Consider the following 21452-nt stretch of genomic DNA (forward strand, 5'->3'; position numbering starts at 1 on the left):
CGCGCGGGAGGGCGCAGCATGATCACTCGTAGAGGTTTCCTGGGCGCAGGGCTGGCCGCGGCCGCCGCGGCGCCGCTGGGCACGCTGGCCCAGGCCGACGGCGGCAGCCGGCTGCTCACCGCCACCGATGTGCACGTGGCCGACTATCCCACCGTGGAGGCGGTGCGCTGGTTAGGGCAGACCCTGGAACGGCAGACCGGCGGCCGGCTGAAGCTGCGCCAGTACCATTCCGGCCAGCTCGGCCGCGAAGCGGAAGCGATCGACATGGCCCGCTTCGGCGCCATCGACATCACCCGGGTCTATTCCGGCGCGCTCAACAACACCTTCCCGCTGACCCAGGCGCTGTGCCTGCCGTACGTGTTCGACTCGGTGCCGCACCTGCGCCGCGCGATCGACGGCCATGTCGGCGACAGCATCCTGCGCAGCTTCGAGCAGCGCGATCTGGTCGGCCTGGCCATCTACGATTCCGGCGCGCGCTGCTTCTACAACACCAAGCACCCGCTGCATCGTCCCGAAGATCTGCACGGCCTCAAGCTGCGCGTGGCCTCGTCGGACATCTTCCTCAAGCTGATGCGCATGCTCGGCGCCAATCCGACGCCGATGTCGCTGGGCGAGACCTTCTCGGCGATGGAGACGCACATGATCGACGGCGCCGAGAACAACATGCGCAGCTTCCAGTCCAGCCGCCATTTCGAGGCCGCGCGCTATTGGTCGCAGAGCGAGCATTCCTATGCGCCGGACGTGCTGGTGATGTCGCAGCGCAGCTTCCAGGCGCTGTCGCCGGGCGACCGCGCGCTGGTGGTGGACACCGCGCGGCAATCGGTGGCGGTGATGCGCAAGCTGTGGGACGCGTCCGAGGCGCAGGCGCGCCAGGAAGTGCTCGACTACGGCGTGGCGGTCAACGACGTGGACATGCCCGCCTTCCGCAAGGCCGCCGCGCCGCTGCTGGCCGACTACCGGCGGCAGCCGGAGATCGAAGCCCTGTACCGCCGCATCCGCGATTTCGCCTGAGGCCATGCCGATGACCGACCACGCTATTGCCGTCCCGGTGGCGCCGCTGCAGCGGCTGCTCGACCGGATCGCCAACCTCGCCATCGGCATCGCCGCCGCCGCCCTGCTCGGGCTGGTGGTGGTGCAGGGCTGGCAGGTGTTCACCCGCTACGTGCTCAACGATTCGCCGAGCTGGACCGAGCCGGTGACGCTGCTGCTGCTGAGCACCGCGATGAGCCTGGCCGCCGCCGCCGGCGTGCACACCCGGCGCCATTTCGGGTTCTTCCTGCTGGCCGAGAAGATGCACGCCCACGTGCGCCGCGCGATCGACCTGATCCGCCCGCTGGTGATCGCCGCGATCGGCGCGGTCATCGCCTGGTGGGGCGCGGTGCTGCTGCTGGACGGGCTGGACATCAAGATGGCCGGCGCCAGGCTGCCGCAGAGCATCAACTACCTGCCGCTGTCGATCGGCGGCGCGCTGATGAGCGTGTTCGCGCTGCACCAGGCGTGGCAGGTGCTGCGCCCGGCCACCGCTGCTGAAGGAGCGAACTGAGCCATGGCCATTGCAATCCTGCTCGGGCTGTTCGTGCTGCTGCTGTTGATCGGGGTGCCGGTGGCGTATGCGCTGGGCGCTGCGGCGCTGGCGACCATCTTTTATCTGGATCTGCCGGCGATCGTGCTGGTGCAGCAGATCTCCGCCGGCAGCGGTTCGGCGTCGCTGATCGCGATTCCGTTGTTCATCTTCGCCGGCGAATTGATGCTGCGCGGCGGCATTTCCGATCGCCTGATCGCGCTGGCCTCGTCGCTGGTGGGGCGCATGCGCGGCGGCCTGGGCCAGGTCAGCGTGCTGTCCTCGCTGTTCTTCGGCGGCGTGTCCGGCTCGGCCATCGCCGACGTGTCGGCGGTCGGCGGCACCATGATTCCGCAGATGATCAACCGCGGCTACGACCGCGACTACGCGGTCAACGTGAGCATGACCGCGGCGCTGGTCGCGCTGCTGGTGCCGCCCTCGCACAACCTGATCCTGTTCTCGGCCGCGGCCGGCGGCGGGCTGTCGATCGCCGATCTGTTCGCGGCCGGCATCTTCCCGGCGCTGCTGATGACCGCGGCGATGATGATCACCGGCTACGCGGTGGCGCGCCATCGCGGCTACGGCACCGAGGCGTTCCCGGGCTGGCGCGCGGTGGCGCTGCGCCTGTTCGGCGCGCTGCCCGGGCTGGGCCTGGTCGCGCTGATCTTCGTCGGCATCCGCGCCGGCATCTTCACCGCGGTGGAGAGCGCGGCGATCGCGGTGGTGTACGCGTTGCTGGTCACCGCGCTGCTGTATCGGCAATTGCGCTGGGCCGAGTTTTTCGCCGCGGTCACGCATGCGGCGCGCACCACCGGCGTGATCCTGTTCGTGATCGCCACTGCAGCGGTGTTCGGCTGGCTGCTGGCCTACCTGCAGGTGCCGGCGGCGGCGGTGAAGTTGCTGCAGTCGATCGCCGACGGCAAGAACACCGTGCTGCTGATGATCGTGGTGATGCTGCTGCTGCTGGGCATGTTCATGGACCTGGCGCCGAAGATCCTGATCTGCACGCCGATCTTCCTGCCGGTGGTGAAGGCCTACGGCATCGACCCGATCCATTTCGGGCTGGTGATGGTGCTGGCCGGCGGCATCGGCCTGATCACCCCGCCGATCGGCTCGGTGCTGTTCATCGGCACCTCGATCGGCCAGATCACCGTGGCCCAGAGCATGCGCACGATCTGGCCGTTCTGGCTGGCGGCGCTGTGCGTGCTGTTGATCGTGGCGTTCTTCCCGGAACTGTCGCTGTGGTTGCCGCGCGCGCTGCGCGCCTGATGCACCGCGCCGCACGCAGCCGCTGCGGCACGAACCAAGGAATGTCCGACATGGCGTCGCCTACCCCCTCGTCCCTGCGCTGGCTGCTGCTGGCCGCCCTGCTCGCCGCCAGCACGCTGGCCGCGGCGGCCGAGTGGAAGCGCGGCATCGAGCATCAGCGCATCGCCGACCAGGGCGACGGCAGCTTCCTCAACCCGGTGCTGGCCGGCGACCATCCCGATCCGTCGGTGCTCAAGGACGGCGACGATTACTACCTCACCCTGTCCTCGTTCGACGCCTACCCGGGCCTGCCGATCTGGCACTCGCGCGACCTGGTCAACTGGCAGCCGCTGGGCCATGCCATCAACGAGAACGTCGGTGCGATCTGGGCGCCGGACCTGATCAAGCACGGCACGCGCTACTACATCTATTTCCCGGCGCGGCGCGGCGAGCAGGGCCAGCGCAGCAACTTCGTGGTCTGGGCCGACGCCATCGCCGGCCCGTGGAGCACGCCGATCGACATCGGCCTGGGCAAGTACATCGATCCCGGCCACGCGGTCGGCGAAGACGGCAAGCGCTACCTGTTCCTGAGCGGCGGCGACTACGTGCAGCTGTCCGACGACGGATTGAAGGTCGTCGGCACGCCCAGGCACGTCTACGACGGCTGGACATACCCGGAAAGCTGGGACGTGGAAGCCTATGCGCAGGAAGGGCCGAAGATCGCCCGCCACAACGGCTGGTACTACATGACCACCGCGGTCGGCGGCACCGCCGGCCCGCCGACCGGGCACATGGTGATCACCGCGCGCTCGCGCTCGATCCACGGGCCGTGGCGCAACGCGCCGAACAACCCGATCACGCGCACCCAACGTGCGGCCGAGCCATGGTGGTCGCGCGGCCACGCCACCCTGGTCGAAGGCACCGACGGGCGCTGGTGGATGCTCTACCACGGCTACGAGAACGGCTACTGGACGCTGGGCCGGCAGGCGCTGCTGGACCCGATCGAGTGGACCGCCGACGGCTGGTTCGTGGCCAAGGGCGGCGATCTCGCTACGCCGCTGAAAAAGCCCAGTGGGCAGGCGCTGGCGCACGGGCTGGCGTTGTCGGACGATTTCCGCAGCGGCCGGCTCGGCCCGCAGTGGGCGTTCTTCAACCCGGGCCGCGACGAGGACCGGCGGCTGTCGTTCGGCGACGGCACGTTGAGCGTGCAGGGCAAGGGCCGCGCGCCGCGCGACAGCTCGCCGCTGACGCTGATCGCCACCGACCCCGCCTACCAGTTCGAGGTGGAAATGCAGATCGAACCCGGCGCGCAGGGCGGCGCACTGCTGTTCTACAGCGAGCGCCTGTACGCCGGGGTGGGCAGCAACGGCGAAGCGTTCGTCATGCACCGCTACGGCGAGGAGCGCCCGGCGCAGCTGGCGCCTAGCGCCAAGGGCGGCCGCCTGTGGCTGCGGGTGTGCAACGACCGCCACATCGTCACGATCCACAGCAGCCGCGACGGCAGCACCTGGACCAAGTACCCGGTGCAGATGGAAGTGTCCGGCTACCACCACAACGTCGCCGGCAAGTTCCTGGCATTGAAACCGGCCTTGTACGCGGCCGGAAATGGAAAAGTGCATTTCCGCCACTTCCGCTACCGCGCCCTGGAGTGAACATGACTACCGGTAGAATCCGTCCCCTTCCGTCCGGTTTTCCGTCCATGGCGCCGAGCAAACCTCCATCCGCCGATCTGAATGCCTCCGTCCACGGCAAGGCGGCGACGATCAACGACATCGCGCGCCTGTCCGGGGTCTCGAAGAAAACGGTGTCGCGGATCATCAACAACTCGCCGCTGGTGCGCAAGGACACGCGCGAGAAGGTCGAGGCGCTGATGCGCGAGGTCGGCTACGCGCCGGATCCGCTGGCGCGCGGGCTGGCGTTCCGGCGTTCGTTCCTGATCGGCATGGTCTACGACAACCCGACCGCGCAGTACATCGTGGACATGCAGTACGGCGCGCTGGACGCGCTGCGCGGCTCCAGCTTCGAACTGGTGGTGCACCCGTGCGACAGCCGCAGCCCCGGCTACATCGAGGGCGTGCGCCGCTTCGTGCAGCAGCAGAAACTGCACGGCGTGATCCTGGTGCCGCGCGCTTCCGAAGACCAGGCGCTGGCCGACATGCTCGCCAGCATCGGCGTGCGCTACACCCGCATCGCCTCGCTGCCGCTGGACGAGACCTCGCAGATGGTGGTCACCCACGACCGCGACGGCGCCGCCGAGGCCGCCGACTACCTGCTGTCGCTGGGCCACCGCGAAATCGCGCTGATCACCGGTCCCAGCGCCTACCGCTCCGCGCACGAGCGCACCGCCGGCTTCATCGACGCGCTGACCCGGCGCGGCATCGAACTGCCGCCGCAGCGCATCGTCGAGGCCGGCTACACCTTCGAATCCGGCGTGGCTGCGGCCGAGAAACTGCTGCTCGGCAAGCAGCGCCCGAGCGCGATCTTCACCGGCAACGACGAAATGGCGGCCGGCGTGTACAAGGTCGCGCTGCGCGCCGCGATCAACATCCCGCGCCAGCTGTCGATCATCGGCTACGACGACAGCCCGCTGGCCTCGCGCCTGTGGCCGTCGCTGACCTCGGTGCGCCGCCACACCCGCGACACCGGCCGCACCGCCGCGGCGATGCTGATCCAGCCCGAAGGCACGCCGACCCTGGCGATCGCCAGCGTGCGCCCGCACCTGATCGTGCGCGACTCCTGCCAGCCGCCGGAAGATTAAAGCGCGGCACCTTTCCGCTGCGCGGGCAGGTGCCCCCAAGGTTCTGCGTTGCAGAACCTTGGGCCCCGGCGCCTAGCCTGCCGAATCCCCGCGCCTTCGGCGCGCCCCCTTTACCAAAGGGGGCTTTTCTCCAGACGCCATGCGGCAAACCGTGGCTGCGACAATCAGCCTGCTGCGAGACATCGCCGTGACCCCGCGGGCTTGCATGCGCGGCATCCATTGCGCATGCATGCTCAAAGCCGCTGTCCGCTGTCCGCTGTCCGCTGTCCGCTGTCCGCTGTCCGCTGGTCCCGAGTCCCGAGTCCCGAGTCCCGAGTCCCGAGTCCCGAGTCCTTTCGTGCACTGCGCAATGACACCGGTTTACCAGAGCCGCTAGAATGTCCTTCTGCGGGCCTTGCCTGGCCTGCGCTTGCCCCGGAGATCCCCATGTCCCTGTACAGCAAGACCCACTACGCCACCCATCCCGACGCCATCAACGGCGCCAGCAACGACCAGCTGCGCGAGCTGTACCTGCTCGATGGCCTGTTCGTGGACGACGCGGTCACGCTGAAGTACACCCACTACGAGCGCTTCGTGCTCGGCGGCGCCGCGCCGGTGAGCACCCCGGTGCAGTTGCCCAAGCAGACCGAGCCGGCCTCGGCCGCCGGCCACCCGTTCCTGGAGCGCCGCGAGCTGGGCGTGATTAACGTCGGCGCCGGCAGCGGCACGGTCAGCGTGGACGGCACCGCCTACGCGCTGGGGCCGAAGGACGGGCTGTACGTGGCGATGGGCAGCAGCGAGGTCAGCTTCGCCTCCGACGACACGGCCAACCCGGCCCGGTTTTATCTGGCCTCCACCCCGGCGCATGCGCGCTTCGAGACCAGGCAACTGTCGATCAAGGACGCGGTGGCGCTGGACCGCGGCGCGCTGGAGACCAGCAACGCGCGCACCATCTACCAGTACATCGTGCCGGCCACCTGCCAGTCCTCGCAGCTGCTGCTGGGCCTGACCGTGCTCAAGCCGGGCAGCGTCTGGAACACCATGCCGCCGCATCTGCACGACCGCCGCAGCGAGGTCTATTTCTACTTCGACCTGGGCGCCAACGACCGCGTCTACCACTTCATGGGCGAGCCCGACGCGCAGCGCCACATCGTGATCCAGAACGACGAAGCCGTCGTGTCGCCGCCGTGGTCGATCCACATGGGCGCCGGCACCAGCAACTACGCCTTCATCTGGGCGATGGGCGGCGAGAACCTGGACTACACCGACATGCACGTGCTGGACATCTGCCAGCTCAAGTAAGCCGCCGCGCGCGCCACGTGCGCCGCCGCCCGCCACCGTATCCGCATCACTAGGGAGCACCCGCAATGACGAATCCGTTCAGTCTCGAAGGCAAGGTCGCACTGGTCACCGGCGCCAACACCGGCCTCGGCCAGGGCATCGCGCTGGCGCTGGCGCAGGCCGGCGCCGACATCGCCGCCGCCGGCATCCAGGCGCCCACCGAGACCGAGGACAAGGTCAAGGCGCTGGGGCGCCGCTTCGTCGCGATCGAGGCCAACCTGATCAGCATCGCGCCGGTGCAGCGCGTGCTCGACGAGACCCTGGCCGGCCTTGGCCGCCTCGACATCCTGGTCAACAATGCGGGGTTGATCCGCCGTGCCGACGCGGTGGATTTCAGCGAGCAGGACTGGGACGACGTGATGAACGTCAACATCAAGTCCGCGTTCTTCATGTCGCAGGCGGCCGGCCGCCACTTCATCGCCCAGGGCAGCGGCAAGATCATCAACATCGCCTCGATGCTGTCGTTCCAGGGCGGCATCCGCGTGCCCTCGTACACCGCCAGCAAGTCCGGCATCGCCGGCATCACCCGCCTGCTGGCCAACGAGTGGGGCGCCAAGGGCCTGAACATCAACGCCATCGCGCCCGGCTACATGGCCACCGACAATACCGCGCAGCTGCGTGCCGACGCCGCGCGCAACCAGTCGATCCTGGAGCGCATCCCGGCCGGACGCTGGGGCGTACCGGAAGACCTCGGCGGCACCGCGGTGTTCCTGGCCAGCAGCGCCTCGGATTACGTCAACGGCACCGTCATCCCGGTCGACGGCGGCTGGCTGGCACGCTGAGCCAAGCGCGCGCCGCCCGCAGCCGACGCTCCTCCCCCAGGGCGGATAAGGGTCGGCACCACACGCGCAGCATCGCCCCCATCCGCAACACTCTTCCCCCCGCAATCGGAGACACCCATGAAAATCGCACTGATGAACGAGTTCAGCCAGGCCGGCAAGAACCCGGTGATCCTGCAGCAGCTCACCGACGTGGCCGGCGAACAGGGCCACAGCGTGTTCAACGTCGGCATGGACGGCGACAACGACCATCGCCTGACCTACATCCACCTGGGCATCGTCGCCAGCCTGCTGCTGAATTCCAAGGCGGTGGATTTCGTCGTCGCCGGCTGCGGCACCGGCCAGGGCGCGATGATGTCGCTCAACGCCTACCCGGGCGTGTTCTGCGGCTACTGCATCGAGCCGACCGACGCCTACCTGTTCGCCCAGGTCAACAACGGCAACGCGCTGGCGCTGGCCTTCGCCAAGGGCTACGGCTGGGGCGCGGAGATCAACGTGCGCTCCATCTTTGAGAAGGCCTTCAGCGGCGAGCGCGGCATGGGCTATCCGGCCGAGCGCCGCGAATCGCAGCAGGCCAATGCCGGCATCCTGGCCCAGGTCAAGCAGGCTACCGCCAAGTCCTACCTGGACGGCCTGCGCGCGCTGGATCCGGAACTGCTCAAGCAGGCGGTCGGCGGCGCGCGTTTCCAGCAGTGCTTCTTCGACAACGCGCAGGACGCGGAGATCCGCGCCTTCGTCGCCGGCGTGCTGGGCAAGCCGGAAGCCGCCGCGGCCTGATCGCACAGCGCACCACGCTGAATCCCCTCTCCCGCGGCCTGATTAGCGCTGTGTCTCAGCTGGTGATGCTGCCTTGGTTTAGAAATGCAGGTTCTTCAGTGAGATACGGCGATGACGCTCAATCGGATCCAGTTCCAAAAGGGGCTTTCGATTCCGGCTTTTCTGAGCCGCTACGGCTCCGAGGCGCAATGTGTCGAGGCCTTGGTTCAGGCCAGGTGGCCCAATGGCTTCGTGTGTCCGCAGTGCGGACACACGCATGCCAGTGGCTTTGAGCGGGGACGCCAGCACCTGTGGCAGTGCGCGCGCTGCCGGGTACAGACCAGCTTGACCGCCGGCACGCCCATGGCAGACACCAAGCTTCCCTTGCGGGTGTGGTGGCTGGCCATCTATCTGGTGAGCCAAGCCAAGAACGGAATTGCTGCGCTGGAACTGGCTCGGCAACTGGGCGTGTGCTATCGCACTGCATGGCGGATCAAGCACAAAGTGATGTCGGCGATGGCCGATCGTGAGCAGTCACGCCGGCTCGACGGAGAGGTCCAGATCGATGATGCCTATCTGGGCGGCGAACGCGCCGGTGGTCCAGGCCAACCGCAGTGGCGCAATAAAGTGCCGTTTATTGCAGCGGTTTCCCTGCATCAAGGGCGCCCGCGCTATCTCCGCCTGGATGTGGTCTCCAGCTTCCGAAGAAGCGTCGTGCACACGTGGGCTCAGCAGGCACTGGCACCGGGCACCCATGTCGTCAGTGATGGGCTGACAGCGTTCACCGGTGTGGGCTGGGCAGGCCTGACCCACGATGCCATCGTGACCGGAAGCGGCCGCAAAGGCGTCCAGCAGCCTCGTCTGCGTTGGGTCAATACGATCCTGGGCAATCTCAAAACGGCGCTTAGCGGCACCCACCATGCGGTGGACTTCCCCAAATACGGCGCGCGCTACCTGCATGCGCATGCCTACCGCTTCAATCGCCGCTTCAACCTGGCCGCCATGGTGCCGCGCCTGGCCAGTGCCCTGGCCGGCGCGGGAAGGCTCACAGAGCAGCAACTGCGTACGACAGCTGAGACACAGCGCTAATCAGGCTCCCGCGGGAGCCTGATTAGCGCTGTGTCTCAGCTGGTGATGCTGCCTTGGTTTAGAAATGCAGGTTCTTCAGTGAGATACGGCGATGATGCTCAATCGGATCCAGTTCCAAAAGGGGCTTTCGATTCCGGCTTTTCTGAGCCGCTACGGCTCCGAGGCGCAATGTGTCGAGGCCTTGGTTCAGGCCAGGTGGCCCAATGGCTTCGTGTGTCCGCAGTGCGGACACACGCATGCCAGTGGCTTTGAGCGGGGACGCCAGCACCTGTGGCAGTGCGCGCGCTGCCGGGTACAGACCAGCTTGACCGCCGGCACGCCCATGGCAGACACCAAGCTTCCCTTGCGGGTGTGGTGGCTGGCCATCTATCTGGTGAGCCAAGCCAAGAACGGAATTGCTGCGCTGGAACTGGCTCGGCAACTGGGCGTGTGCTATCGCACTGCATGGCGGATCAAGCACAAAGTGATGTCGGCGATGGCCGATCGTGAGCAGTCACGCCGGCTCGACGGAGAGGTCCAGATCGATGATGCCTATCTGGGCGGCGAACGCGCCGGTGGTCCAGGCCAACCGCAGTGGCGCAATAAAGTGCCGTTTATTGCAGCGGTTTCCCTGCATCAAGGGCGCCCGCGCTATCTCCGCCTGGATGTGGTCTCCAGCTTCCGAAGAAGCGTCGTGCACACGTGGGCTCAGCAGGCACTGGCACCGGGCACCCATGTCGTCAGTGATGGGCTGACAGCGTTCACCGGTGTGGGCTGGGCAGGCCTGACCCACGATGCCATCGTGACCGGAAGCGGCCGCAAAGGCGTCCAGCAGCCTCGTCTGCGTTGGGTCAATACGATCCTGGGCAATCTCAAAACGGCGCTTAGCGGCACCCACCATGCGGTGGACTTCCCCAAATACGGCGCGCGCTACCTGCATGCGCATGCCTACCGCTTCAATCGCCGCTTCAACCTGGCCGCCATGGTGCCGCGCCTGGCCAGTGCCCTGGCCGGCGCGGGAAGGCTCACAGAGCAGCAACTGCGTACGACAGCTGAGACACAGCGCTAATCAGGCCTTTTCGGGAGGAGGTGGCCCGAAGGGCCGGATGAGGCGTCCCACGCCGCTACAGTGGCTGCACACGCCCTATCCCGTCGCAGGATCGGCATGGACGCGGCACGCGCGGGGCCGTTTGGAAGACCTGCCGAGTCCGGCGTGGAGCCGGCGGCCCAGGGCCCACTACACGCTGTTGCATGTACCGTGTCCACGGACAATGCGCACGCAGGCGTCACGGATGCGACAATACTGCACGGCCCAGTTCGGTTAAGTTCAGCGGACTGGTTCAATCCTGTGTTGATTTCTCGTTAAAGGCCGCGATGGCGTCTTCCGAATCCAATGTGGTGCAGTTGTCGGGCGTGCGCATCGACCGTGGCGGCCGCGCGATCCTGCGCGATGTCTCGCTGGCCGTGCCGCGCGGCAGCATCACCGCCGTGCTCGGCCCGTCGGGCAGCGGCAAATCGACCCTGCTGGCGGCGCTGACCGGCGAGCTGGTGCCGGTCGCCGGTTCGGTCGAGGTGTTCGGCCAGCCGCTGCCGCGCGGCAGCCGCGCGCTGCGCGAAACCCGCAAGAGCATCGGCGTGCTGCTGCAGGGCAACGGCCTGCTGACCGACCTGAGCGTGGCCGAGAACGTGGCGCTGCCGCTGCGCGCCCATACCCGTCTGCCCGAGCCGGTGCTGCAACGGCTGGTGGCGCTGAAGCTGCACGCGGTGGGCCTGCTCGCCGCCGCCGACGCCTGGCCGCGCGAGCTGTCCGGCGGCATGGCGCGGCGCGTGGCGCTGGCCCGCGCGCTGGCCCTGGACCCCCCGCTAATGATCTACGACGAACCGCTGACCGGCCTTGACCCGATCGCCTCCGGGGTGATCATGAGCCTGATCCAGCGCCTCAACGACACCCTGGGCCTGACCAGCATCATCGTCAGCCACCACGTCCACGAGACCCTGCCGATCTGCGACCAGGCGGTGGCCATCGCCAACGGCGGGGTGGTCTTCGCCGGCACGCCCGACGCGCTGCAGGCCAGCGCCGACCCGCTGCTTCAACAGTTCCTGCACGGCCGCCCGGACGGCCCGATCCCGTTCGATGCGCCGCCGCGCGCGCGGAGCGCCGCCTGATGGGCGCCGTCGCCTCGGTCCGCGCGCTGGGCCGCGCCGGGCTGTTTTCGATCACCGTGCTGCGCGGCTCGCTGCCGACCCGCGATTTCCTGGCCGAACTGGTCCGCGAGATCTACAAGGTCGGCGCCCGCTCGCTGCCGATCATCGCCGTCGGCGGCGCCTTCGTCGGCCTGGTGCTGACCCTGCAGGGCTACCGCACGCTGCAGACCTACGGCGCCACCGATGCGCTGTCCACGCTGCTGGGGCTGTCGCTGTACCGCGAACTGGCGCCGGTGCTGACCGCGTTGCTGTTCATCGGCCGCGCCGGCAGCTCGATCGCCGCCGAACTGGGGCTGATGCGCGCCACCGACCAGATCAAGGCGCTGGAGCTGATGGCGATCGACCCGGTGGCCAAGGCGGTGGCGCCGCGCTTCTGGGCGGCGGTGCTGACCGTGCCGCTGCTGACCGGCATCTTCTGCTCGCTGGCGATCAGCGCCAGCTACTTCGAGGCGGTGCATGTGCTGGGCCTGGACCAGGGCACGTTCTGGTCGGCGCTGTCGAGCAGCGTGGATTTCTGGGACGACTTCGGCGTGGCGATGCTGAAGTCGGCGGTGTTCGGCGGCACCGCGGCGCTGGTGGCCTCGTATGTGGGCTTCCATGCCGAGCCGACCATCGAGGGCACCTCGGTGGCCACCACCCGCGCGGTGGTGAATGCCTCGCTGCTGGTGCTGATGTTCAATTTCGTATTGTCGGCGCTGCTGTTCCAGTAGGAACCGCACGCCAACGTCCGCCGGCGCCGGCGGGCGCCGCTGCAACACCCGGCCGCGGCACTGTCGCCGCGGCCCAGATGAATCAACAAGGTAGACACGTTATGGCTATCCGTGGTCCCCGTCTCGAGTTCGCCGTCGGCGCCTTCCTGCTGCTGGGCCTGGCCTCGCTGCTGGTGCTGGCGCTCGCCTCCACCAACCGCCAGTGGGGCTTCGGCGGCGGCCGCTACGAGCTGACCGCGCGCTTCTCGCAGATCGGCCAGCTGCGCCAGCAGGCGCCGGTGAAGATCGGCGGGGTGATCATCGGCCAGGTGGCGAAGATCGAGCTGGACCCGGCCAAGTTCGACTCGGTGGTGACCCTGGCCATCGACGACCGCTACAAGGACCTGCCGGCGGACACCTCGGCGGGCATCCTGACTAGCGGCCTGCTCGGCGAGAGCTACGTCGGCCTGCAGCCCGGCGGCGACCCGGACACGCTCAAGCCCGGCCAGGAGATCGCCTTCACCCAGCCGGCGGTGGACCTGATCCAGCTGGTCGGCAAGTACATGTTCGGCGGCGGCAGCGGCAGTGGCGGCAGTAACGCCGGCGCGACGCCCGCTGCCGCATCCTCCGCGAACACCGCCCCTCCCTCTACGGAAACGGAACCCAAGCCATGACCAACAAACTGCTTTCCGCCGCGCTCGCCGCCGCCCTGGCCGCCGCCGCACCCGCCATCGCGCTGGCCCAGGCCGCGCCTGCCGCTGCCGCCGCGCAGCAGGGTTCGGCCAGCAAGGTCGTGCTCGACAACAGCACCCGCATCCTGACCACGCTGGAACAGCGCCGCGCCGAGTTCAAGAACAACAATGCCGCGCTCAAGAAGTTCATCGACAGCGAGATGGACACGTCCTTCGACCGCGACTACGCCGCGCGCCTGGTGCTGGGCGTGCACGGCCGCGGCGCCTCCGATGCCGACGTCAAGCTGTTCGCCGACGCGATGGCCGACAACCTGATGCAGCGCTACGGCACCTCGCTGCTGACCTTCGAAGGCAAGCCGCAGGTGCGGGTGAAGTCGGAAACCCCGCTGCCGGGCGGCCGCGGCGCCAAGGTCTCCACCGAACTGCTGCGCAGCGGCGGCGACCCGATCCCGGTCGACTATTTGCTGCGCAACAACGGCGGCAGCTGGAAGATCTTCGACGTGATGGTGGAAGGCGTGTCCTACGTGCAGACCTTCCGCAACCAATTCGACACGCCGCTGCGCACCAAGTCGATCCCGCAGGTCGCGGCCGATCTGCGCAACGGCGCGATGCAGGTGGCACCGGCGAGCACCAGTGGCAAGTGAGCCACGCCTGCGCCGCGACGGCGACACGCTGGCGCTGAGCGGCGTGCTCGACCGCGCCGCGGCCACCGCGCTGTGGCCGGCGGCGCTGCCGCTGCTGGCCGGCGCGCGGGCGCTGGATCTGCGCGAGGTGTCGCGGGTGGACAGCGCCGGCCTGGCGCTGCTCGCCGAACTGGCCGCACGCCTGCGTGCGCAGGGCCAGGCGGAGGTCGCCCTGCATGGCGCCCCGGCCGGCCTGACCGACTTGAGCGCCGCCTACCGGCTGGCGCCGACCCTGGATTTCCAATCTCCCCCGGCGGCGAGCTGACCCCATGAACGTGCTGCGTATCCTCACTTCCCTGGCCCTGGCCGCCGCACTCGGCGCCTGCGCCGGCGCCCCCAAGCGCCCCCCGCCGCCGCCAGCCGCGACCGCGGTGCAGGCGACGCCTGCCGACACGGCCGTTGCCGACGGTGCTGCGGGTGCTGCCATGGTGCCGGCGCCGGGCGCCGACGCCCAGGCGGCGCAGGCCGATGCCCCGACCGCCGGCGACGCGATGGCCGCCCCGGCGAGCGTGCCGCCCACCGGGGGCGCGGCCACTGCGGCCGAAGACGACTACGCCGCGCTGTACGGCAGCGACCCGTACAACCCGGTCGCCGATGCGACCCTGCCGGCCGGCGTCACCGTGCCGCAGAGCTTCGATCCGTGGGAGAAGTACAACCGCAAGGTGCACACCTTTAACAACGTGGTCGACCGTACCGTGGCGCGGCCGCTGGCGCGCGCCTACGTCAATGTGGTGCCGCGGCCGGTACGGCTGGGGGTGACCAACTTCTTCGACAACCTCAGCTCGCCGCTGACCATGGTCAACCAGCTGCTGCAGGGCCGGCCGTTGCAGGCCGGGCAGACCCTGGGCCGGTTCGTGATGAACAGTACGCTGGGCATCGGTGGCCTCTTCGACCCGGCCAGCGACGCCAAGCTGCCGCGGCGCAGCGAGGACTTCGGCCAGACCCTGGGCGCCTGGGGCTGGCGCCGCTCGCGCTACGTGGAGCTGCCGCTGTTCGGGCCGCGCACGGTGCGCGATGTGTTTGGCCTGGCCGGCGACGCACCGCTGTCGCCGCTGCGGCAGATCGAGGAAGACACCGTGCGCATCGGCCTGCAGGGCCTGCAGCTGGTGGATACGCGCGCGCAGCTGCTGTCGCTGGACAGCATGCGCGACAACGCGCCGGACGAGTACCAGCTGACCCGCGACGCGTGGATGCAGCGCCGCACCTACCAGATCGAAGGCGACCTGCGCAGCCACAACAAGCGCCAGGACAACGACCTGCCCGACTATCTGCGCGAGGAAGAGACCAATCCGACCGTACCGGTGGACGCGATGCCGATCCCGGAGTGGCGCGGCGGCAGTCGCTGAGCCGCGCGCGTTTCTGGCGGTAAGCAAAAAACCCGGCTTCGGCCGGGTTTTTTATGGCCGAATCCTTTTGTGCCATTCCCACTGTGTGAGCATCGCGAGTCTGAGAGGCATTGCCGCCCGACTTGCAGCGCGGCGCATCCAGTGGTTCGGTGGTTCGGTGGACACTATGCCCGCAGCAGGTTTCAGCCGCGACGAACGGAGCGGAGATTTCTAAAGCTGCCGGCGACCTGTCGGGGCTCATGGCTCGATGCCAGCGGAGCCCCACCTACACGCAGCCGGATAGCCCAGGCATCGCCTTGCGGCAGCGAACACCGCAAGCAGTTACCCCAGCGCCGCCGCGATCGCCGTGCGCAGACGCGGATCCTCGGCGGTCACGTCCGGGGCGAAGCGGCCCAGCACCTGGCCGTCGCGGCCGACCAGGAACTTCTCGAAATTCCACAGCACGCCCGGCGCCGGATTGGGCTCGATGCCGTAGCCGGCCAGCTTCTCGCGCATCGGGCCATCGCCCTCGGTGTGCGGCTGCGCCTCGATCAGCGCGCGGTACAGCGGATGCGTCGCCTCGCCGGTGACCGCGATCTTGGCGAACATCGGGAAGGTCACGTCGTAGGTGAGTTGGCAGAACTGCTGGATCTCCGCCTCGCTGCCCGGCTCCTGGCCCTTGAAGTCGTTGGCCGGGAACCCGAGCACTTCCAGCCCGTCGCCGCGCTGTTCGCGGTATAGCGCTTCCAGTCCTTCGTACTGCTTGGTCAGGCCGCACTTGGAGGCGACGTTGACGATCAGCAGCACCTTGCCGCGATGCTCGGCCAGCGCCGCAGGCTGGCCATCGATGGCGGTCAGCGGAATGTCATAGATCGACTGGTGCATGTGCGGTTCCTGCAACAAGAGGGATCGCAAGCATAGGCGCATGGCGCCGCAGCGGCCATCGCGCGCCGCGCGCGGTCGGCTGCGTTGCCAAGGATCGCCATGCGCTCGCCGCAGGAAGATGAAAGGCCGGGAACGACGCCGTTCATTCCTGCTCGTCGCGCGCGGCATCCTCGTCCGCATCGGCATCGGCCACGGGCAGTTCGAGATCCAGCGACGGCGCGAACTGCGCATCGGCCAGCGTCTCCACCCCGCGCAGGCGGCGTTCGATGGTGCGGGTCTTGCGGCTGGCATCGCCCAGGCTCTTGCCAACGGTGCTGATCTGCTTTTCGGCCTTTTCCAGGATGCCGGCGAACTTGCCGAACTCGCTCTTGACCGCAGCCAGCACGCCCCACACTTCGCTGGAGCGCTTCTCGATGGCCAGCGTGCGGAAGCCCATCTGCAGGCTGTTGAGCAGCGCGGTGACGGTGGTGGGACCGGCGATGACGATGCGGTGCTCGCGCTGCAGCAGGTCGGCCAGGCCGGGCCGGCGCAGGGTTTCGGCGTACAGGCCTTCGGTGGGCAGGAACATCACCGCGAAGTCGGTGGTGTGCGGCGGTGCGATGTACTTGTCGCTGATCGACTTGGCCTGCACCCGGATCGCGCGTTCCAGTTGCGCGCCCAGCAGCAGCACCTGTTCCGGATCGCCTTGCTCCTGCGCGTCGAGCAGCCGCTCGTAGTCCTCGCGCGGGAACTTGGAATCGATCGGCAGCCACACCGGCGTGTCCTCGTGGCCGCGACCGGGCAGGCGCACCGCGAAATCGACCGCCTCGTTGCGCTCCGGGCGCACCCGCACGCCGCGCGCGTACTGCTCCTGAGTCAGGGTCTGCTCGAGGATGTTCTCCAGCTGCACTTCGCCCCAGCCGCCGCGGTTCTTGACGTTGCTCAGCACGCGCTTGAGATCGCCGACGCCGGTGGCCAGTTGCTGCATCTCGCCGAGCCCGCGCTGGACCTGCTCGAGCCGCTCGGAGACCAACTTGAACGAGGCGTCCAGGCGCGTGTTGAGGGTGGTCTGCAGCTTCTCGTCGACGGTGCCGCGCATCTGCTCGAGCTTGGCCGCGTTGTCGGCCTGCAGTTCCTTCAGGCGCTCTTCCAGGGTGCTGCGCATCTCGCCGATGCGCTGCTCGTTGCGCTGGATGAGTTCGTTGAGGCGCTGGCCGAGCGTGTCGGCGAAGCGTTGCTGCGACTCGGCGCCTTCCACGCGGCTCTTGCGCGCGTCTTCGACCAGGGTCTCGCGCAGCGCGGTCAGGTGCGCGTCGATGCGCGCGATCAACTCGCTCTGCTGCTGGCCGAAGTGCAACATGCGCGCGTCCTGCTGCTGGCCGAACGCGTCGAGCTGGCTGCGCATTTCGACCAGGCGCTGGTTGAGCAGTTCGGCCACGCGCTGCTGCGCCTCGCTGGCCTCGCTGCGGCCACGCCGCGCGTCCTCGCTCAGTGTCTCGCGCAGCAGATCCAGGCGCTGGTCGGTGCGGGTGGACAGATCGGCGAGATGGCGGGCGAAGCCTTCGCTGCGCGCGTCCTGCTGCCGCGCCAGGCTGTCGAGCTGCTCGCGCAGTTCGCCGCGGCCGCTGCGCTGTTCTTCGCGCAGCACCTGTTCCAGCGCGGTGTGGTCGGTGCGGCGCAGCAGCACCGCCAGCAGCAGCACGAGCACGGCGCACAGCAGGCCGGCCAGGATCAGGAAATGGGGATCGGTTTGCATGCCGCCAGTGTAGCCGGCCGCGTCTCAGGCGCTGCGCCGCGCGCCGCAGGCGCGGGCGCAGGGCGAGGACGGCTGGCACCGGCACATGGGCATCCTCGACGCGCAGCTGCAACGCACCGGCGCCTACGCGGCGGCCGCGGATTTCACCCTGGCCGACATCGTGCTGGGCCTGCCCACCCAGCGATGGATGGCCACGCCGATGGCGCGGCCGCCGTTGCCGGCGGTGGCGGCATATGACGAACGGCTGTCGGCACGCCCCGGCTTTCTGCAGCACGGGCGCAACGGCATCCCGTAATCGTTGCGCATTTGCCGTCGCGCAAGCGCGGTCCGTAGCGACGATACCTTGGTATATCCGGGCGATGCGCATGGCCATCAAAAAGCGCCCTGCGCATGCTGGTCTGGGTGATGCCCGTATGCCAAGCTTTGCGCCGTCGCGAAGCTGCAGCCGGCCAGCGCGACAAGACCGCGTTGCGTGCAACCCGCTGCCCCTGCCGGCAGCGGCACGTCGGGGCTTGTCGCACCGCCGCCTTGGTTGCCGCGTCCACGCCCGCAAGGCCTGCGGCCTTCGCCGATAGCACGGCCGCGCCTGTTCCGCCCTCATCCGGAGATCACCATGGACCCCGACCCGCATCCGCGTGGCGCCATCGCCACGCTCCCGCCTGCGCTGTCCTTTTCACGCTTGCCCGGTCCGTTCCCGGAGACGTCTGCCTGCCCACCGGGCTGAGACGCGCTTTCCGGTGGCGTGCCGGAAGGAGGTTCTCATGCTGCTGTACACGTCCCGTTTCCAACGCGCCCTGCACCGCGCCCTGCGCGCGGCGGTGGCCATGCGCCGCGCCGATATCCTGTGCCAGCTGCTCGCCGCGCATGGCGTGCGCGCGGTTGCCAAGGCGCTATCCCGCTTCCCCGGGCGCGTGCTCGCCGATGCCCTGTCGCTGCTGCCAAGCGAGGACCGCATCCGCGTGCTGGTGCGTCTGTCGCGGCCGGCGCGGCGGCGCCTGCGCCAGCCCGGTCCCGCCGTGGCGCTGCTGCCGGGCTGGCGGCAGCGGACGCGAGGCTGGTGGTCGGCTTCGGCGGCGGCGCTGCGACGCGCGTTTGCCACGCATCTGCAGCATCATGTGCGGTCCCTGTCATCCGACATCTCCGCAGGCATTGCGATGACCCATCCACTCCGCCACCGGTCCACGCGCTGATGGAAGCGCTGCGCCTGTTCAACCTCGCCTCGCTGCTCGACACCCTGGTGAGCCTGTCCACCGCCTTCGCGCTGGGCGCGGTCATCGGCTTCGAGCGGCAGGTGCGGCAGCGCACCGCGGGCCTGCGCACCAACACCCTGGTCGCGGTCGGCGCGGCCATCTTCGTCTCGCTCGGCGACCGCCTGTTCGAGATCCATGGCGGCACCCAGGGCGCGGTGCAGGTGGTGGCCTACGTGGTCTCCGGCATCGGCTTCCTCGGTGCCGGCGCGATCATGAAGGAGGGCGCCAACGTCACCGGCCTGAACACCGCGGCCACGCTATGGGGCTCGGGCGCGGTCGGCGCCTGCGCCGGCGCCGGGCTGGTCGCCGAGGCGGTGCTGGCGGCGGTGTTCGTGCTGCTGAGCAATACCTTGCTGCGCCCGGTGGTGAACCGGATTAACCGCCGGCCGCTGGAGGAATCCTCGATCGAGGCGACCTACGTGTTCTACGTGATCTGCGCGCGCGGCGTGCACGGCGCGGTGCGCGAGCGGCTGATCGAGCTGCTGGAAGCCGCCCACTACCCGGCGCGCGAGGTGGACCAGCATCCGTTCGGCCAGCACGACGTGGAGATCGCCGCGACCCTGTACGCGACCGCGGTACGCGCCGAAGAGCTGGATACGGTGATCCAGCACCTGGAAGGCGAACCCGGTGTACAACAGGCGTTCTGGAACGCCGGCGCCGAAAGCTGAAGCGGCGGCCGCGCCGCACTACCCGTCCCTTGCCATGACGCCGATGATCCGCTGCTTCACCTCGCCCTCGCCGCATCGCCGCCTGCTCGCGCTGGGGGCGCTGCTGCTGGCGCTGAGCGCGATCTTCGCCGCCGATACGCTGACCGACTACGGGGTGGCCGCCGCATTGTTCTACACGGTGGTGATCCTGTTCGCGGTGCGGCTGCTCACCCGCGCCGGTATGCTGCTACTGGCCGGCGCCTGCATCGCGCTGATCGTGCTCAGTTTCCAGCTCAGCTCGGCCGGCGCGTACCGGGTGGGGGTGATCAACTCGGTCATCAGCATCGTGGTGGTGGGGGTGACCACCTCCATCGCGGTGCAGATGGAACACGCCAAGGCCGCCGCGCATGCGGCGCAGGCGCAGCTGCTGCGGCTGGCGCGCGCGCGCAGCCTGGGCGGCCTGACCGCCTCGATCGCGCATGAGGTCAACCAGCCGCTGGCCGCCATCGTCACCAGCGGCAACGCCTGCCAGCGCTGGCTCGGTCAGCAGCCGCCGAACCTGGAGCGGGCGCAGGCGGCGCTGCAGCGGATCCTCGACGACGCCAACCGCGCCAGCGAGGTGATCGCGCGGATCCGCAGCCTTAGCAAGGGCGAGACGCCGCGCAAGAGCGCGTTCGATCTCAATGCCGCCGTGCTGGAGGTGCTGGCGCTGTCGCGCAGCGAACTGGAGCGCAACGCCATCGCGTTGCGGGTGGAGCTGGCGCCGGCATTGCCGCCGGTGTTGGCCGACCGGGTGCAGACCCAGCAGGTGCTGGTCAACCTGGTGTTGAATGCGATGGAGGCGATGGCGCAGACGCCGGCCGAGGCGCGCACGCTCCGCATCGGCACCGAACCGGAGGATGCGCGTTCGCTGCGGCTGACCGTCGAAGATGGCGGCGGCGGCCTGTCGGCCGAGGCGCAGGCGCACCTGTTCGATGCGTTCTGGACCACCAAGCCCGATGGCATCGGCATCGGCCTGAGCATCAGCCGCAGCATCGTCGAGGCCAGCGGCGGGCGCATCTGGGCCGCGCCGCGCAGCCCCCGCGGCGCGGTGTTCGGCGTGTGCCTGCCGATCGCAAAGCCGGGAGCACGCCAATGAATTTGCCGTTGTCCGAACAGCGCCCGGTGGTGTATCTGATCGACGACGATCCCTCGATCCGCGCCGCGCTGGAAGACCTATTCGCCTCGGTGGATCTGCAGGTGCACGCGTTCGGTTCCAGCAGCGCCTTCCTGCAGCACGCGCTGGCCGACGCGCCCAGCTGCATGGTGCTGGACATCCGCATGCCCGGGCAGAGCGGCATGGAATTCCACCGGCAGCTGCTGGAGGCCGGGCTGCACCTGCCGACCATCTTCATCACCGGCCACGGCGACATCGCGATGAGCGTGGAAGCGATGAAGAACGGCGCGATCGAATTCCTGACCAAGCCGTTCCGCGACCAGGACCTGCTCGACGCGATCCAGCACGGGATCGCCCGCGACCGCGAACGCCGCCAGCGCGAGGCCGCGCTGGCCGAGCTGCGCGGGCGCTGGGCGACGCTGACCCCGGGCGAGCAGGCGGTGACCCGGCTGGTGGTGCAGGGCCTGCTCAACAAGCAGGTCGCCGCGCGGCTGCAGCTCAGCGAGATCACGGTGAAGGTGCGGCGCGGCCAGGCGATGCGCAAGATGCAGGCCGGCTCGCTCGCCGAACTGGTACGGCTGGCCGAGCGGATCGGGCTGTAGCCGCCGCGCCCGCTGCCGCGGCGGCGCGCGCGGCGGCTCGGGCCGCCAGGCATAGCTTTGCTGCACCGCATTGGGCCACACTCGCGGGCGTGT

23 protein-coding genes are annotated in these 21452 nt (G+C 68.9%); 21 read left to right on the forward strand and 2 right to left on the reverse strand.

Annotated features, from left to right (window positions below; translation table 11 throughout):
* Nucleotides 1-18 precede the first annotated feature (18 nt).
* From KHF85_RS00325 to KHF85_RS00400, 16 genes are all read left to right on the forward strand, one after another.
* On the forward strand, nucleotides 19-1011 hold the full coding sequence (locus tag KHF85_RS00325) for a TRAP transporter substrate-binding protein (RefSeq protein ID WP_284568075.1): 993 nt from the start codon (nucleotides 19-21) through the stop codon (nucleotides 1009-1011).
* A 10-nt stretch (nucleotides 1012-1021) separates the two neighbouring features.
* Nucleotides 1022-1543: a TRAP transporter small permease gene (locus tag KHF85_RS00330; RefSeq protein WP_284568076.1), complete on the forward strand. Its 522-nt coding sequence runs from the start codon at nucleotides 1022-1024 to the stop codon at nucleotides 1541-1543.
* Nucleotides 1544-1546: 3 nt separating this feature from the next.
* Entirely contained in the window at nucleotides 1547-2830 is a 1284-nt protein-coding gene (locus KHF85_RS00335; RefSeq protein ID WP_284568077.1) for a TRAP transporter large permease, read from the forward strand.
* Nucleotides 2831-2880: 50 nt separating this feature from the next.
* Entirely contained in the window at nucleotides 2881-4461 is a 1581-nt protein-coding gene (locus KHF85_RS00340; RefSeq protein WP_284568078.1) for a family 43 glycosylhydrolase, read from the forward strand.
* Nucleotides 4462-4508: 47 nt separating this feature from the next.
* Nucleotides 4509-5567, forward strand: coding sequence for a LacI family DNA-binding transcriptional regulator (locus tag KHF85_RS00345; protein ID WP_284568079.1), 1059 nt, complete (start codon nucleotides 4509-4511; stop codon nucleotides 5565-5567).
* Between the two features lie 426 nt (nucleotides 5568-5993).
* A complete protein-coding gene (kduI, locus tag KHF85_RS00350; protein ID WP_284568080.1) occupies nucleotides 5994-6848 on the forward strand; it encodes a 5-dehydro-4-deoxy-D-glucuronate isomerase in 855 nt (284 codons plus the stop codon).
* A gap of 65 nt (nucleotides 6849-6913) precedes the next feature.
* Nucleotides 6914-7669, forward strand: a complete 756-nt coding sequence (gene kduD, locus KHF85_RS00355; RefSeq protein WP_284568081.1) for a 2-dehydro-3-deoxy-D-gluconate 5-dehydrogenase KduD — start codon at nucleotides 6914-6916, stop codon at nucleotides 7667-7669.
* Between the two features lie 117 nt (nucleotides 7670-7786).
* Nucleotides 7787-8443 (forward strand): RpiB/LacA/LacB family sugar-phosphate isomerase, encoded by a 657-nt coding sequence (locus tag KHF85_RS00360; protein ID WP_009589753.1) that lies wholly within the window; start codon nucleotides 7787-7789, stop codon nucleotides 8441-8443.
* A gap of 111 nt (nucleotides 8444-8554) precedes the next feature.
* Nucleotides 8555-9511: an IS1595 family transposase gene (locus KHF85_RS00365; RefSeq protein ID WP_284566649.1), complete on the forward strand. Its 957-nt coding sequence runs from the start codon at nucleotides 8555-8557 to the stop codon at nucleotides 9509-9511.
* Between the two features lie 91 nt (nucleotides 9512-9602).
* Nucleotides 9603-10559 (forward strand): IS1595 family transposase, encoded by a 957-nt coding sequence (locus KHF85_RS00370; RefSeq protein ID WP_284568082.1) that lies wholly within the window; start codon nucleotides 9603-9605, stop codon nucleotides 10557-10559.
* A gap of 305 nt (nucleotides 10560-10864) precedes the next feature.
* The gene (locus tag KHF85_RS00375) at nucleotides 10865-11656 is read left to right on the forward strand and encodes an ABC transporter ATP-binding protein (RefSeq protein WP_053839453.1); all 792 of its coding nucleotides are present in this window, start codon (nucleotides 10865-10867) and stop codon (nucleotides 11654-11656) included.
* On the forward strand, nucleotides 11656-12405 hold the full coding sequence (locus tag KHF85_RS00380; protein ID WP_064542399.1) for an MlaE family lipid ABC transporter permease subunit: 750 nt from the start codon (nucleotides 11656-11658) through the stop codon (nucleotides 12403-12405). The genes KHF85_RS00375 and KHF85_RS00380 overlap by 1 nt, the downstream gene beginning before the upstream one ends.
* Nucleotides 12406-12506: 101 nt before the next feature.
* Entirely contained in the window at nucleotides 12507-13058 is a 552-nt protein-coding gene (mlaD, locus tag KHF85_RS00385; RefSeq protein WP_009609453.1) for an outer membrane lipid asymmetry maintenance protein MlaD, read from the forward strand.
* Nucleotides 13055-13720, forward strand: a complete 666-nt coding sequence (locus KHF85_RS00390; protein WP_009609455.1) for an MlaC/ttg2D family ABC transporter substrate-binding protein — start codon at nucleotides 13055-13057, stop codon at nucleotides 13718-13720. The genes mlaD and KHF85_RS00390 overlap by 4 nt, the downstream gene beginning before the upstream one ends.
* Complete coding sequence (locus KHF85_RS00395; protein ID WP_047324375.1) at nucleotides 13710-14024, forward strand: STAS domain-containing protein; 315 nt, start codon at nucleotides 13710-13712, stop codon at nucleotides 14022-14024. Before KHF85_RS00390 ends, KHF85_RS00395 begins: the two co-directional genes overlap by 11 nt.
* Before the next feature lie 4 nt (nucleotides 14025-14028).
* A complete protein-coding gene (locus KHF85_RS00400) occupies nucleotides 14029-15105 on the forward strand; it encodes an MlaA family lipoprotein (protein WP_284568083.1) in 1077 nt (358 codons plus the stop codon).
* 321 nt (nucleotides 15106-15426) lie between these two features.
* On the opposite strand, the gene KHF85_RS00405 is transcribed toward KHF85_RS00400, so the two are convergent.
* Complete coding sequence (locus tag KHF85_RS00405) at nucleotides 15427-15969, reverse strand: glutathione peroxidase (protein ID WP_053839492.1); 543 nt, start codon at nucleotides 15967-15969, stop codon at nucleotides 15427-15429.
* A 142-nt stretch (nucleotides 15970-16111) separates the two neighbouring features.
* Entirely contained in the window at nucleotides 16112-17704 is a 1593-nt protein-coding gene (rmuC, locus tag KHF85_RS00410; RefSeq protein WP_284568084.1) for a DNA recombination protein RmuC, read from the reverse strand.
* 85 nt (nucleotides 17705-17789) lie between these two features.
* Between rmuC and KHF85_RS00415 the strand changes: the two genes are divergently transcribed.
* The 5 genes from KHF85_RS00415 (at nucleotide 17790) to KHF85_RS00435 (ending at nucleotide 21359) form a co-directional block, all read left to right on the forward strand.
* Nucleotides 17790-17999 (forward strand): glutathione S-transferase family protein, encoded by a 210-nt coding sequence (locus KHF85_RS00415; RefSeq protein WP_284568085.1) that lies wholly within the window; start codon nucleotides 17790-17792, stop codon nucleotides 17997-17999.
* Nucleotides 18000-18465: 466 nt separating this feature from the next.
* Nucleotides 18466-18894: a hypothetical protein gene (locus KHF85_RS00420; protein WP_284568086.1), complete on the forward strand. Its 429-nt coding sequence runs from the start codon at nucleotides 18466-18468 to the stop codon at nucleotides 18892-18894.
* Complete coding sequence (locus tag KHF85_RS00425; RefSeq protein WP_284568087.1) at nucleotides 18894-19622, forward strand: MgtC/SapB family protein; 729 nt, start codon at nucleotides 18894-18896, stop codon at nucleotides 19620-19622. The genes KHF85_RS00420 and KHF85_RS00425 overlap by 1 nt, the downstream gene beginning before the upstream one ends.
* Nucleotides 19623-19656: 34 nt before the next feature.
* The gene (locus KHF85_RS00430; protein ID WP_284568088.1) at nucleotides 19657-20739 is read left to right on the forward strand and encodes a sensor histidine kinase; all 1083 of its coding nucleotides are present in this window, start codon (nucleotides 19657-19659) and stop codon (nucleotides 20737-20739) included.
* An 8-nt stretch (nucleotides 20740-20747) separates the two neighbouring features.
* Nucleotides 20748-21359 carry a response regulator transcription factor gene (locus KHF85_RS00435; protein WP_284569612.1) on the forward strand — a complete coding sequence of 204 codons (612 nt, stop codon included), beginning with the start codon at nucleotides 20748-20750 and terminating at the stop codon, nucleotides 21357-21359.
* Nucleotides 21360-21452: the final 93 nt, after the last annotated feature.

The organism is Xanthomonas graminis pv. graminis (genome assembly GCF_030168915.1).
Lineage (GTDB): Bacteria > Pseudomonadota > Gammaproteobacteria > Xanthomonadales > Xanthomonadaceae > Xanthomonas_A > Xanthomonas_A translucens.

Bases quoted from the DNA above. Each gene is read 5' to 3' on its own strand.
- KHF85_RS00325 (WP_284568075.1), top strand. From the start codon at position 19: ATGATCACTCGTAGAGGTTTCCTGGGCGCAGGGCTGGCCGCGGCCGCC.
- KHF85_RS00330 (WP_284568076.1), top strand. From the start codon at position 1,022: ATGACCGACCACGCTATTGCCGTCCCGGTGGCGCCGCTGCAGCGGCTG.
- KHF85_RS00335 (WP_284568077.1), top strand. From the start codon at position 1,547: ATGGCCATTGCAATCCTGCTCGGGCTGTTCGTGCTGCTGCTGTTGATC.
- KHF85_RS00340 (WP_284568078.1), top strand. From the start codon at position 2,881: ATGGCGTCGCCTACCCCCTCGTCCCTGCGCTGGCTGCTGCTGGCCGCC.
- KHF85_RS00345 (WP_284568079.1), top strand. From the start codon at position 4,509: ATGGCGCCGAGCAAACCTCCATCCGCCGATCTGAATGCCTCCGTCCAC.
- kduI (WP_284568080.1), top strand. From the start codon at position 5,994: ATGTCCCTGTACAGCAAGACCCACTACGCCACCCATCCCGACGCCATC.
- kduD (WP_284568081.1), top strand. From the start codon at position 6,914: ATGACGAATCCGTTCAGTCTCGAAGGCAAGGTCGCACTGGTCACCGGC.
- KHF85_RS00360 (WP_009589753.1), top strand. From the start codon at position 7,787: ATGAAAATCGCACTGATGAACGAGTTCAGCCAGGCCGGCAAGAACCCG.
- KHF85_RS00365 (WP_284566649.1), top strand. From the start codon at position 8,555: ATGACGCTCAATCGGATCCAGTTCCAAAAGGGGCTTTCGATTCCGGCT.
- KHF85_RS00370 (WP_284568082.1), top strand. From the start codon at position 9,603: ATGATGCTCAATCGGATCCAGTTCCAAAAGGGGCTTTCGATTCCGGCT.
- KHF85_RS00375 (WP_053839453.1), top strand. From the start codon at position 10,865: ATGGCGTCTTCCGAATCCAATGTGGTGCAGTTGTCGGGCGTGCGCATC.
- KHF85_RS00380 (WP_064542399.1), top strand. From the start codon at position 11,656: ATGGGCGCCGTCGCCTCGGTCCGCGCGCTGGGCCGCGCCGGGCTGTTT.
- mlaD (WP_009609453.1), top strand. From the start codon at position 12,507: ATGGCTATCCGTGGTCCCCGTCTCGAGTTCGCCGTCGGCGCCTTCCTG.
- KHF85_RS00390 (WP_009609455.1), top strand. From the start codon at position 13,055: ATGACCAACAAACTGCTTTCCGCCGCGCTCGCCGCCGCCCTGGCCGCC.
- KHF85_RS00400 (WP_284568083.1), top strand. From the start codon at position 14,029: ATGAACGTGCTGCGTATCCTCACTTCCCTGGCCCTGGCCGCCGCACTC.
- KHF85_RS00405 (WP_053839492.1), bottom strand. From the start codon at position 15,969: ATGCACCAGTCGATCTATGACATTCCGCTGACCGCCATCGATGGCCAG.
- rmuC (WP_284568084.1), bottom strand. From the start codon at position 17,704: ATGCAAACCGATCCCCATTTCCTGATCCTGGCCGGCCTGCTGTGCGCC.
- KHF85_RS00415 (WP_284568085.1), top strand. From the start codon at position 17,790: ATGGGCATCCTCGACGCGCAGCTGCAACGCACCGGCGCCTACGCGGCG.
- KHF85_RS00420 (WP_284568086.1), top strand. From the start codon at position 18,466: ATGCTGCTGTACACGTCCCGTTTCCAACGCGCCCTGCACCGCGCCCTG.
- KHF85_RS00425 (WP_284568087.1), top strand. From the start codon at position 18,894: ATGGAAGCGCTGCGCCTGTTCAACCTCGCCTCGCTGCTCGACACCCTG.
- KHF85_RS00430 (WP_284568088.1), top strand. From the start codon at position 19,657: ATGACGCCGATGATCCGCTGCTTCACCTCGCCCTCGCCGCATCGCCGC.